Origin of the sequence: Streptomyces sp. PA03-6a (genome assembly GCF_033792765.1) — a bacterium.
Classification (GTDB): Bacteria; Actinomycetota; Actinomycetes; order Streptomycetales; family Streptomycetaceae; genus Actinacidiphila.
Map to the genome: position 1 here is coordinate 1 of NZ_JARAVK010000272.1, position 11,793 is coordinate 11,793.

Here is an 11,793-nt window from a genome sequence, read left to right on the forward strand (position 1 = left end):
TAAAGAACAGGTCCAGGGCCGCGACGGGTCGGGGGTGGGCACGAAGGCGCCCACCGAGTACTCGCCGGAGTCGTCGGCGGTGGCGTCCTCGCGCACGACGGGGATCGCCCACGTGGTGGCCGCGTCCTCGCCGGCGGCCGGGCCGCCGGGCGCCTCCGCGGGGGCGACCGTTATCGGCACGCCGGTCGGCTCGGGCGCGTAGCCGTGGCCCGGGGCGGCGAGCGGGTCGGCTCCGGGCTCGGTCATGGACAGCTGCGCCGCGAAGGACACCTGCATGGTCTGGTCGGCGTCGTACTCGCCGTGGGGCAGGGGCTCCCACACCCCGTGCCCAGGGGTGAATCCCCCGCCGTGCGGCAGGGGGGACCCCGCCTGCGGCTGGTCGGTCATGCGCCCGTCCGGTGTCCTGTCGTCGTACACGTCGTCACTCATGCCAGTGCCCTCCCCAGCGCGCGGCGGGCCAGTGCGGCCACCGTACGCCGCAGCTGGACGGCCGCGGGGGGCAGTTCGGGGGCCGTGGTGCCGTCCGGGGCCGGCAGGGGGTCGGGGATGCAGGCGGCGGCGACGTACTCGCCGAAGGCCGTGAGGGCCTCCGGTGCCAGCGTCCGCTCGCCGTCCCAGTCGATCAGCCCGGCGACCCAGCGTTCGGCCTCGAGCGGCCGCAGCGGCACCGGTGCGACAGCTCCCACCGCGCAGCGTACGCCCCGGCGGGCGGGGTCGAGGACGACGGCGACGGACGCGATGGCGCGGCCGGGCCCGGTGCGGCCGGTGGCCTTGAGGAACGTCTGCGGCGCGTGCAGCAGCGGGACCCGGACGTACGCCAGGACCTCGCCCGGCCGCAGCGGGTCCATGGCGGTGAGCAGGTGGCTGACCGGCAGCTCGCGGTTGCCGTCCGGGCCGGCGACGAGGACGGAAGCCTCCAGGGCGGCCAGCACGGGCAGCGAGTCGCCGGTGGGGGCGGCGCCGGCGATGTTGCCGCCGAGCGTGCCCGCGTTGCGGATCTGCGGGGGTCCGGCGGCGCGGGCGGCGGCGGCCAGGGCGGGGATGAGCGCGGCGAAGTCCGGGCGGCCCATGCGGGCGTGGGTGAGGCCGGCGCCGAGCAGCGCCGCGCCGTCCGCGTACTGCCACCCGCGGATCTCGCTGATCCGCCCGAGCCCGACCAGTCCCGCGGGGCGCAGCAGCCCGGAGTTCACGGCCGCCATGAGGTCGGTGCCTCCGGCGACGGGCACGGCTGTGGGCGTGGCGGCCAAGGCCGCCACGGCCTCGTCGAGCGAGGTCGGCAACGCCACATTGCGCGCTGCCTGCCGTGCGTACGTGCTCACGCAGCTGCCCCTTCCCCGGCTGTCCGCGGTGCGGTAGCCGTACGGTACGTGCTGACAGCCCGGACGTGGCAACTCTGGCACATCTTCCGGGGTGATCAACGCGAGGGTCGCAAAGGAGAACCCGCCTTCCGGATGGCACCCCGTCCGGTATGCGTCTTTCTCCAGGTTGCAACGGGAATGGCCTCCTTCATGCGCCTTGCCGTGATTGGCCAGACCACCTTGCCATTTCCCGCGTCGACCGGCCCCGGGTTGTGGCAGGCCTCACACGATCGGGGGCGGCCCCTCGATCGGGCGTCCGATGACGCCCGGACGCCGCTGCCACGGCAGCGGACCGCCCGGCGGACGGTATTCGACCCCCAGTGCGTCAAGTCGCCCGTAGTGGGTGGTCATTCGCGCGGCGAAGCCCTCGTGGTCGCGGGCGGCGGGCCGGGGCAGCCGGCTCCAGACCGTCTCGGCGAAGGCGGCGAGCCGCGGGAAGGCCATGTAGTCCACCGCGCGGACCGAATCCATCGTCTCCGTCCAGATGTTGGCCTGCGCGCCGATGACGTGGGCGGCCTCCCCGGCGGTGAGGCCGTCCGGGACGGGCTCGAAGCGGTAGACGTCCTCCAGGGTGCGGACGTGCGCGATCGGCACCGGCTCGTCCTCGCCGTCCGACTGCCGCCAGTCCAGGTAGACCTGGCTCTCCGGGCACATCACGACGTCGTGGCCGGCCCGGGCCGCCGCGATCCCGCCCGCGTAGCCGCGCCAGGAGGAGACGGCGGCGCCCTCGGCCAGTCCGCCCTCCAGGATCTCGTCCCAGCCGATCAGCCGGCGGCCGCGCGCGCTCAGCCAGGTGTCGAAGTGCCGGACGAACCAGCTCTGCAACTCGTCCTCGTCGCGCAGCCCCAGCTCCTTGATGCGGGCCTGGACGGTGGCGGAGGCGCGCCACTGGTCCTTGGGGCACTCGTCGCCGCCGATGTGGACGAACTCCGAGGGGAAGACCTCCAGGAGCTCGGTGAGCACGTCCTCGTAGAAGCGCACGGTGGCCTCGGTGGGCGCCAGCACGTTCGGGTTGATGCCCCAACTGGTCAGCACCGGCAGGGCGCCGGTGTCCACCACGTCGGTGTTGCCGAGTTCCGGGTAGGCGGCGATGGCGGCCTGCGAGTGGCCGGGGACGTCGATCTCCGGCACGACCGTCACGTGCCGCTCGGCCGCGTACGCCACGATCTCGCGGAGGTCGTCCTGCGTGTAGTAACCGCCGTGCGGGCGTTCGTCCCACAACGGGGACTCCCGCAGCCCCACCTTGGTCCGGCCGCGCCAGGCACCGACCTCGGTCAGGCGCGGGTGGCGGCGGATCTCCACCCGCCAGCCCTGGTCGTCGGTCAGGTGCAGGTGGAGCACGTTCAGCTTGTGCGCGGCCAGCAGGTCGACGTAGCGCAGGACGACGTCCTTGGGCATGAAGTGCCGTGCCACGTCCAGCAGTACGCCGCGCCACGCGAACCGCGGGGCGTCCTCGACCGTGCAGTGCGGCAGGCGCCAGTCGCGCCCCGGCAGCGGCGCGCGGCGGAAGGCGTCGGCCCCGAGCAGCTGCCGTACGGTCTGGGCGCCCCAGAACACCCCCGCCGCTCCCCCGCCGGCGATGCGGACGCCGTCCCCGGCGGACACCGTCAGGCGGTGGCCCTCCGCGCCGAGGCGCCCGGTCACGTCGGGGTCGAGGCGGAGCGTGATGGTGCCGGGCGTGCCCGCGGGCGGCGGCGGCAGCGGGAGCCCGGTGGCGGCGCCGACCGTGGCGCGCAGCCAGTGCGCGGTCCCTTCCGTGCCGGGGCCGGCGTCCAGGGTGGTGCCGGGGCCCAGGTCGACGTGACCGCCGTCGGCGTGCCGGTGCGCCTCGACGGGCGCCGGGATGAGGTCCATGGCGCCCATCCTGCCGCGCCCGCGGCAACTGGAATAGACCAATCGCCGATTTCCGGCCCGCTCCGGCCGGACGCGGGGAGCCGTCAGCCGCGGGCCCGGCGGTCCCGGTTCAGCGCGAGGACGGGGATCAGCATGCCGACGACGCACCACAGGAGGTGGCTCACGGTCACCGCGGACCACAGCGCCGCGGAGGTCGCCTGCGCCACGGAGAGGGCCACGACGGTGCCGATGAGGGCGACGACGGCGGTCAGTTGGAGGACGACGTGCCGGCTGGGCAGCACGTCGCGCTGCAGGAAGGTGTCGCCGTACCACCAGCGCACCGCGCGGGCGGCGCCCAGCAGCACCACCACGGCGCCCGCCGCGACGCCCAGGACGGCCGGAAGCGGCCACGGGGTGCCGTCGGCTGCGGCGGCCGCCGCCAGGCCGGTGGCGGCGATGGGCAGCACGGCCAGGTGGGCCGCCACGGTCAGGGCCACGGCCCGGGCGCGGGCCGGGTCCCCGTTCAACTCGGCGCGGGCCAAAGCACGTACGGTCTGCAACCGCCCCAGGCCGGTACTGCCGGAACGACGGGCCTGCAGCAGCCACAGCGCGCCCGCCAGCGCCGCCAGCACGCCCACCCCGCCGGCCAGCACCTCCGGTTCGGCGAACAGCACCAGCGCGGCCACCAGCAGCACGGGCACGAGCCGCGGCCACCGGCGCCGCCCCGCCACGTCCGCGGGCGCGGCACCGAGCTCCAGGGCGCGGGCCACCACGGTGCGGCGTTCGGCCTGGGCGGCGGGGCGGACGGAGAGGTCCAGCGCCCGTGCGAGCGCGACCTGGGCCTCGGCCTCGCGGGGCGCGATCAGGACCGCCCGCCGGGCGGCGGCGACCGCCTCGGGGCCACGGGAGAGCATCCGGCAGGAGTCGGCCACCAGCACGTGGGCGCGCCATTCGCGGGGGTCGGCGGCGACGACCCGCCTGCCGAGCCCGAGGGCGGCGTGCGCGTCGCCGAGCATCAGCAGGACGAGCCCGGCCAGCAGCGGCGGGTCGGGGTCGCCGCGCTCCGCGTGCGCCAGCGCCCAGTCGACGGCCTCCCGGGCCCGGTCGGCCCGCCGCTCGTACGCGAAGACCCTGGCCCGTACGAGGTAGCCGAAGCTGCCGTTGCGGGCGACGAAGGCGTCGTCGACGAGCGAGTGCGCCATCTCGAAGCGCCCCCGCTCGCACAGCCCGAAGACCCGGTCCGCCGTGACGGCGTCGTCCTGCGCCATGTCCCCCCGAACGCGCGAAGTACGGCCGCCGTGCCGCGGCCGTACCTGCCGGGTGCCGTGGCGGCCGCTACTTGCCGCTCTTGTCCTTGTCCTTGTCCCCGCCACCGGTGGGCATGGATTCGAAGATCTCCTTGCACATCGGGCAGACCGGGTACTTCTTGGGGTCCCGGCCGGGCACCCAGACCTTGCCGCAGAGCGCGACCACCGGCGATCCGGAGAGCGCGCTCTCCATGATCTTGTCCTTCTGAACGTAGTGCGCGAAGCGCTCGTGGTCGCCATCGCCGTTCGACACCTGCGGGGTCGGTTCGACGAGGGTGCCGGTGCCCGCCCCGCGCTCGGGCTCGAGAGTGCTCATGGCACGCAAGCCTAATTCAGAGACGGATCGTCCGGATACGTCGCGACCATCGCGAGTTCGCTGCGCTGCCTGCGCAGCACGGAGCGCCACAGCTGCTCGGGGTCCGGGGAGAAGACGTCCCCCGGTTCGGACTCCACCACGTACCAGGCGCCCTCGACGAGCTCGTCCTCCAGCTGTCCGGGCCCCCATCCGGCGTACCCGGCGAAGATACGCAGGGAACCCAGCTCGGCCGCGAGGAGCTCCGGCGGCGCCTCCAGGTCGACCAGGCCGATCGCGCCGTACACCCGGCGCCAGCCGAGCGGCTCCCCGTCCTCGCCGTCCCGCGGCTCCCCGGGCACCACGGCCAGGCCCAGCGCGGAGTCCAGCGAGACCGGCCCTCCCTGGAAGACGACCGGGGGCGCGCCCGCCAGACCGGCCCAGGTCTCCAGGACGTCGCCGACCCCGACGGGCGTGGGGCGGTTGAGGACGACGCCGAGGGACCCCTCCTCGTCGTGGTCGAGGAGGAGCACCACCGCCCGGTCGAAGTTCGGGTCCGCGAGCGCGGGCGTCGCGACGAGCAGTCTGCCGGTGAGCGATGACACTTCGGTCATGGTCAACATGATCCCGCATTCCGCCGCCGCGCGGGGTGGCAACGGCGCCCTTTCCGGACCGGGCCCGGCGCACGGGGCGCGCCGCCGGCGACCCTCCGGAGGCGCGCGACCGCACAGGGTGCTGTAGCGAAGCCATTACATGAGTGGGACCTCACAGGCCTCTCCCCGGCGCCGGAAGGCCGATTACCATTTCCCCTTGGTGCCTGCGGGGACCTAGCTTCCTTTCTGCCCGTCTCCAGGAACGCGAGAGCAATGACCGGCCTTAACGACGTACTGCTCGTCCACGGCGGCACCCCCCTCGAGGGGGAGATCCATGTCCGCGGCGCGAAGAACCTCGTGCCGAAGGCGATGGTGGCCGCGCTGCTGGGCAGCGAACCCAGCCGGCTGCGCAACGTGCCCGACATCCGCGACGTGCGCGTGGTGCGGGGCCTGCTCCAGCTGCACGGGGTGACGGTGCAGGCCGGTGAGGAGCCCGGGGAACTGGTGCTCGACCCGTCCAAGGTGGAGAGCGCGAACGTCGCCGACATCGACGCGCACGCGGGCTCCTCGCGGATCCCGATCCTGTTCTGCGGCCCCCTGCTGCACCGCCTCGGCCACGCCTTCATCCCGGGCCTGGGCGGCTGCGACATCGGCGGCCGGCCGATCGACTTCCACTTCGACGTGCTGCGCAAGTTCGGCGCCGTCATCGAGAAGCGCCCCGAGGGCCAGTACCTGGAGGCCCCGCAGCGGCTGCGCGGCTGCAAGATCGAGCTCCCGTACCCGTCGGTCGGCGCGACCGAGCAGGTGCTGCTGACGGCCGTCCTGGCCGAGGGCGTCACCGAGCTGAGCAACGCCGCGATCGAGCCGGAGATCGAGGACCTCATCTGCGTCCTGCAGAAGATGGGCGCCATCATCACGATGGGCACCAACCGGACCATCCACATCACCGGCGTGGACAAGCTCGGCGGCTACAACCACCGCGCCCTCCCGGACCGCCTGGAGGCCGCCTCCTGGGCCTGCGCGGCCCTGGCCACCGAGGGCAACGTCTACGTCCGCGGCGCCAGCCAGCGCGAGATGATGACCTTCCTCAACGTCTTCCGCAAGGTGGGCGGGGCCTTCGAGGTCGACGACCACGGCATCCGCTTCTGGCACCCCGGCGGCCCGCTGAACGCCATCGCCCTGGAGACCGACGTCCACCCCGGCTTCCAGACCGACTGGCAGCAGCCCCTGGTCGTGGCCCTCACGCAGGCCTCGGGCCTGTCCATCGTCCACGAGACGGTGTACGAGTCCCGGCTGGGCTTCACCTCGGCGCTCAACCAGATGGGCGCCCACATCCAGCTCTACCGCGAGTGCCTGGGCGGCACCCCCTGCCGCTTCGGACAGCGCAACTTCCTGCACTCCGCGGTCGTCAGCGGCCCCACCCGGCTGCAGGGCGCCGACCTGGTCATCCCCGACCTGCGAGGCGGCTTCTCGTACCTCATCGCGGCCCTGGCGGCGCAGGGCACCTCCCGGGTGCACGGCATCGACCTGATCAACCGCGGCTACGAGAACTTCATGGGCAAGCTGGAGAAGCTCGGCGCGAAGGTCGAGCTGCCCGCCGCGGACTGACCCGGCGCCCGGCCCACCGCCCGGAACACACGAAGGGCGGCCTCCCCGCGGGGAGGCCGCCCTTTCGGTTGTCGCGGTAGGCGCGGAACTACTTGCCCTTGGCGGCTTCCTTGAGCTTCGAGCCCGCGGAGACCTTCACGCTGTAGCCGGCCGGGATCTGGATCGGGTCACCGGTCTGCGGGTTGCGCGCGGTGCGCGCGGCGCGGTGGCTGCGCTCGAAGGTGAGGAAGCCGGGGATGGTGACCTTCTCGTCGCCCTTGGCGACGATCTCGCCGACGACCTCGGCGAACGCGGCCAGAACGGCGTCGGCGTCCTTGCGGGTCACCTCGGCGCGCTCGGACAGCGCGGCCACCAGCTCACTGCGGTTCATCTAAGTACTCCTTGCATGGAAACCCCCAACGTCGACCGTCGGGGAAGACGCATTGTGAAGACGCTCATCGCGCTTCTGCGGTGCGGCCCTCACCGCCCAGGTACGCATCCTGCCCCTATTTCTGGGGGAAACGCCAATCCGGCACCCGGGAGAGTCACACAAAAAGCGGGACGTGTGCGGCTCGATGACGCTCCGTCGTTACGGCGTCGCGGTGAGGCCCTGCGACTTGGCGGCCTCGCGGACGGCACCGGCGACGGCGCCCGCGACCTTGTCGTTGAAGACGCTCGGGATGATGTAGTTCGGGTTGAGCTCGTCCTCGGTGACGACGTCCGCGAGGGCGGTCGCCGCCGCGAGCATCATCTCGGTGTTCACCGTGCGGCTCTGGGCGTCCAGCAGGCCGCGGAAGACGCCGGGGAAGACCAGCACGTTGTTGATCTGGTTCGGGAAGTCGCTGCGGCCCGTGGCGACCACCGAGGCGGTCTCCCGGGCGACCGCCGGGTCCACCTCGGGGTCGGGGTTGGCCAGGGCGAAGACGATGGCGCCGTCGGCCATGGCCGCGACGTCCCCGCCGTCCAGGACGTTGGGGGCGGAGACGCCGATGAAGACGTCCGCGCCGCGCACGGCCTCCTTCAGGGTCCCGGTGATCTCCTCCGGGTTGGTGTTGTCGGCGATCCAGCGCAGCGCCGTCCCGGGGCCGGCGGCGACCAGGTCCTCCCGGCCGCTGTGCACGACGCCGTGGATGTCCGCCACGACGGCGTGCTTGACGCCCGCCGCGAGCAGCAGCTTGAGGATGGCCGTGCCGGCGGCGCCCGCACCCGACATGACGACCCGTACGTCGCCGATCTGCTTGCCGACCACGCGCAGCGCGTTGGTCAGCGCCGCGAGCACCACGATGGCGGTGCCGTGCTGGTCGTCGTGGAAGACCGGGATGTCCAGGGCCTCGCGCAGCCGGGCCTCGATCTCGAAGCAGCGGGGCGCCGAGATGTCCTCCAGGTTGATGCCGGCGAAGCCGGGGGCGATCGCCTTGACGATCTCCACGATCGCGTCGGTGTCCTGGGTGTCCAGGCAGATCGGCCAGGCGTCGATGCCCGCGAAGCGCTTGAACAGGGCCGCCTTGCCCTCCATGACCGGCAGCGCGGCCTTCGGCCCGATGTTGCCCAGGCCCAGCACGGCCGAGCCGTCGGTGACCACCGCGACGCTGTTGCGCTTGATGGTCAGCCGGCGGGCGTCCTCGGGGTTCTTGGCGATCGCCATGCAGACCCGGGCCACACCGGGGGTGTAGACCATGGAGAGGTCGTCACGGTTGCGGATGGGGTGCTTCGACGCCATCTCGATCTTGCCGCCGAGGTGCATCAGGAACGTGCGGTCGGAGACCTTGCCGATCGCGACGCCCTCGATCTGCGCCAGCTTGGCGACGATCTCGTCCGCGTGGGCCGTCGAGGTGGCCGCGATGGTCACGTCGATCCGCAGCTTCTCGTGGCCGGAAGCGGTCACGTCGAGGCCGTGGACTGCGCCACCAGAGGCTTCCACGGCCGTGGTGAGCTGGCTGACCGCGGATCCGCTCGCGGGTACCTCCAGCCGCACCGTGATTGAGTACGAGACGCTCGGCGCCGTTGCCATGGCCGCTGTTCCTCCGCTGTCGCTGGTTGTGCGCCCTCGATGCTGCCACCTACTGGTGGGTACGCGTAAACCCGGGGGCCCCACAACAGAATGTCGAGTAGCGAGGGGGGTCAACGGAAGCATGTGTGCTTAATGTTCCCCCACCCGCCACCGGAACGGCGCACACGGACGGAATGACAATCCCGGATCGTTTGTTAGCCTGGGTGAGGCACCGGCTCGATCCAAGCCCCCGGGCCCAACCATAGGCGCTTCGAGCGCCCACTTGCCGCGAGGCGAGCATGGCGGGTCGGTGTCACATGCGTCCGGCGGGGCGCCCCTCCGGGAGGGGCGCCCCGCCGTTGTCATGAGGACGGTTCAGTCCCGCAGCAGGTCCGGGACGCCGGCGCCGTCCGGCAGGTCGCGGGCGCCGGAGAGCACCGTCAGCCGCTGCGTGGCCCGGGTCAGCGCCACGTACAGCACCCGCAGCCCCGCCGGGGACTCGTCCGCGATCTCCGCGGGCGAGACGACCAGCGTCGCGTCGTACTCCAGCCCCTTGGCCTCCAGGCTGCCCAGCGCCACGACGCGCTCGCCCAGCCCCGCCAGCCAGCCCCGGGCCTCCTCACGGCGGCCCATGGCCACGACCACGCCCACCGTGCCCTCGACCTCGTCCAGCAGCCGCTCCGCCTCCGCGCGCACCGCCTCGCCCGTGCCGCCGTCGGCGGTCACCGCGAACCGGGGCACCAGCCCCGTCGAACGCACCGCGCGCGGCGACTCGCTGCCCGGCATGGCCAGCGCCAGCACCTTCGCCGCCAGGTCCGCGATCTCGGCCGGGTTGCGGTAGTTCACGGTGAGGGTGAAACGGCGGCGCGGACGCGTCCCCAGGGCCTCGTCACGGGCCAGGGCCGCCTCGTCCGGGTCGGTCCACGAACTCTGCGCGGGGTCGCCGACCACCGTCCAGGTCGCGGCACGGCCCCGGCGGCCCACCATGCGCCACTGCATCGGGGTGAGGTCCTGCGCCTCGTCGACGATCACGTGCGCGTACTCCGTGCGCTCCGCGTCCAGCCGGTCCTGCCGGCTGCGCCGCCCGGCCGCCATCCGGTCGGCGAAGGTGGTGACCTCCTCCAGACCGGTCAGCTGGTCCAGCGGGTCCGCCTCCCGGGTGCGCACCTTCGGCGGCGGGCCCAGCAAGGCCTCCAGCTCGTCCAGCATCGCGACGTCGTGCACGGACAGCGCCCCGTTGCCCGCGGGGTCCAGCCGGCGCAGCGAGCGCGCCACCCGGCGCACCTCGGGCGGCGTCAGGACCCGCCGCGCCCAGCGTCCCAGCCGCTTCTCGTCGGAGAGCGCCGCCAGCACCCCGCGCGGGGTCAGCACCGGCCACCAGGCGGCCAGGAAGTCCACGAACTCCTGCTCGGTGGAGACGTCCTCGTCGAAGCCCTGCCGCTCCTCGGCGGCCAGCTCCGGGTCCTCGAACCGGCGCCCGGCCTTGCGCCACAGCGCGTCCAGCAGCAGACGGCGGGCCCGGGGCCGCAGCAGGTTCACCGGCGCCGTGCCGCTCAGCACGGCGTGCCGGATCCCGGACAGCTCCTCGGCGTCCAGCTCCAGCCGCCGCCCGAACGCCACCACCCGCAGCCGGTCCGGGCACCGCCCCTGCCCGGACCCGTGCTCCAGCACGCCCCGGGCCGCCTTGCGCAGCACCCTCAGCATCCGCAGCGAGCCCTTGATCCGGGCGACCGCCGGATCGTCGTACGTGGTCGCCTCGGCACCGTCCACGAGCGAGCCCACAGCGCGGATCGCGACCTGCCCCTCCTCGCCCAGCGAGGGCAGCACGCCCTCGGTGTACGCCACCAGCAGCGGCGTCGGGCTGACCACCAGGATCCCGCCCGCGTACCGGCGCCGGTCCTGGTACAGCAGGTACGCCGCCCGGTGCAGGGCCACGGCCGTCTTCCCCGTGCCGGGCCCGCCGGTCACCTCCGTGACGGAGGCTGCGGGGGCCCTGATCACCACGTCCTGCTCCGCCTGGATGCTGGAGACGATGTCCCGCATCGTGTGGCTGCGCGCCTGGCCCAGCGCGGCCATCAGCGCGCCGTCGCCCACCACCGGCAGCCCCGTCCTCAGCTCCGGGCGCAGCAGGTCGTCCTCGACGCCCAGCACCTTGCGGCCCTTGGAGCGGATGACGCGCCGCCGCACGACCCTGCCGGGCGCGACCGGCGTCGCCCGGTAGAACGGCGCCGCCGCGGGCGCCCGCCAGTCGATCACCAGCGGCGCGTAGTCCGCGTCCAGCACGCCCAGCCGGCCGATGTGCAGGGTCTCGGCGACCTCCGCCGTCCCGTCGGGCCGGATCGCGTCATCGGCGGGCTCCACGGAGGTGTACGCACCGTCCGGGCCCTTCTTGCCGTCCTTGCCCAGCAGCAGGTCGATCCGGCCGAAGAGGAAGTCCTCGAACTCCGCGTTCAGGCGGTTCAGGTGCAGCCCCGCCCGGAACACCTGGGCGTCGCGCTCCGCCAGCGCGCCCGGCGTGCCGACCTGGCCGCGCTTGACGGCGTCGTCCATGAGGAACTCCGCCTCGTGGATCTTCTCCTCGAGCCGGTCGTACACCCGGTCCAGATGCGTCTGCTCGACTGCGATCTCCGTGTCCCGGACCGCTGCCACGCAGGACCCCCTTCTTCCACTTCCGTACGTCACGCGCCGCGCGCGCCGCCCCGGCGTACGGGGCAGCCTGTCACCGTACGCCAACCAGGCGTTTCCCGCCCACTCGGCAAGTGCCCCCCGAAGCGTCCGGGGTACCCCGCGCCGCCCCGTGCGGGTGCGTCGTGGTTGCCGTTGGGGTTTCTCC

The 11,793-nt window shown here is 73.5% G+C and carries 9 protein-coding genes and 1 pseudogene; 1 reads left to right on the forward strand and 9 read right to left on the reverse strand.

What is annotated here, in order from left to right:
• The 6 genes and pseudogenes from PV350_RS39080 to PV350_RS39105 all read right to left on the reverse strand — a co-directional run.
• A pseudogene (locus PV350_RS39080) lies at positions 1–429 on the reverse strand (hypothetical protein); the annotation flags it as partial.
• Entirely contained in the window at positions 426–1,319 is an 894-nt protein-coding gene (locus tag PV350_RS39085) for an FAD binding domain-containing protein (RefSeq protein ID WP_499512111.1), read from the reverse strand. The pseudogene PV350_RS39080 and the gene PV350_RS39085, both read right to left, overlap by 4 nt.
• Positions 1,320–1,580: 261 nt before the next feature.
• Complete coding sequence (locus tag PV350_RS39090) at positions 1,581–3,212, reverse strand: beta-N-acetylhexosaminidase (RefSeq protein WP_499512112.1); 1,632 nt, start codon at positions 3,210–3,212, stop codon at positions 1,581–1,583.
• Positions 3,213–3,295: 83 nt separating this feature from the next.
• Positions 3,296–4,459 carry a hypothetical protein gene (locus PV350_RS39095; protein ID WP_500338199.1) on the reverse strand — a complete coding sequence of 388 codons (1,164 nt, stop codon included), beginning with the start codon at positions 4,457–4,459 and terminating at the stop codon, positions 3,296–3,298.
• Positions 4,460–4,526: 67 nt separating this feature from the next.
• Positions 4,527–4,814 carry a DUF3039 domain-containing protein gene (locus PV350_RS39100; RefSeq protein WP_499512114.1) on the reverse strand — a complete coding sequence of 96 codons (288 nt, stop codon included), beginning with the start codon at positions 4,812–4,814 and terminating at the stop codon, positions 4,527–4,529.
• An 11-nt stretch (positions 4,815–4,825) separates the two neighbouring features.
• Positions 4,826–5,404 carry a YqgE/AlgH family protein gene (locus PV350_RS39105; RefSeq protein WP_499512115.1) on the reverse strand — a complete coding sequence of 193 codons (579 nt, stop codon included), beginning with the start codon at positions 5,402–5,404 and terminating at the stop codon, positions 4,826–4,828.
• Positions 5,405–5,656: 252 nt separating this feature from the next.
• On the opposite strand from PV350_RS39105, the gene murA reads away from it, so the two are divergent.
• The gene (murA, locus tag PV350_RS39110) at positions 5,657–6,991 is read left to right on the forward strand and encodes a UDP-N-acetylglucosamine 1-carboxyvinyltransferase (protein WP_499512116.1); all 1,335 of its coding nucleotides are present in this window, start codon (positions 5,657–5,659) and stop codon (positions 6,989–6,991) included.
• A gap of 88 nt (positions 6,992–7,079) precedes the next feature.
• On the opposite strand, the gene PV350_RS39115 is transcribed toward murA, so the two are convergent.
• From PV350_RS39115 to PV350_RS39125, 3 genes are all read right to left on the reverse strand, one after another.
• Positions 7,080–7,361, reverse strand: coding sequence for an HU family DNA-binding protein (locus PV350_RS39115; protein WP_018564081.1), 282 nt, complete (start codon positions 7,359–7,361; stop codon positions 7,080–7,082).
• Between the two features lie 198 nt (positions 7,362–7,559).
• Positions 7,560–8,981: an NAD-dependent malic enzyme gene (locus PV350_RS39120; protein ID WP_499512117.1), complete on the reverse strand. Its 1,422-nt coding sequence runs from the start codon at positions 8,979–8,981 to the stop codon at positions 7,560–7,562.
• A gap of 354 nt (positions 8,982–9,335) precedes the next feature.
• The gene (locus PV350_RS39125) at positions 9,336–11,609 is read right to left on the reverse strand and encodes a UvrD-helicase domain-containing protein (protein ID WP_500338201.1); all 2,274 of its coding nucleotides are present in this window, start codon (positions 11,607–11,609) and stop codon (positions 9,336–9,338) included.
• Positions 11,610–11,793 lie beyond the last annotated feature (184 nt).

Coding starts and splice junctions, on each gene's coding strand:
- PV350_RS39095 (WP_500338199.1), bottom strand. CDS start 4,459: ATGGCGCAGGACGACGCCGTCACGGCGGACCGGGTCTTCGGGCTGTGC.
- PV350_RS39120 (WP_499512117.1), bottom strand. CDS start 8,981: ATGGCAACGGCGCCGAGCGTCTCGTACTCAATCACGGTGCGGCTGGAG.
- PV350_RS39115 (WP_018564081.1), bottom strand. CDS start 7,361: ATGAACCGCAGTGAGCTGGTGGCCGCGCTGTCCGAGCGCGCCGAGGTG.
- PV350_RS39105 (WP_499512115.1), bottom strand. CDS start 5,404: ATGACCGAAGTGTCATCGCTCACCGGCAGACTGCTCGTCGCGACGCCC.
- murA (WP_499512116.1), top strand. CDS start 5,657: ATGACCGGCCTTAACGACGTACTGCTCGTCCACGGCGGCACCCCCCTC.
- PV350_RS39090 (WP_499512112.1), bottom strand. CDS start 3,212: ATGGACCTCATCCCGGCGCCCGTCGAGGCGCACCGGCACGCCGACGGC.
- PV350_RS39100 (WP_499512114.1), bottom strand. CDS start 4,814: ATGAGCACTCTCGAGCCCGAGCGCGGGGCGGGCACCGGCACCCTCGTC.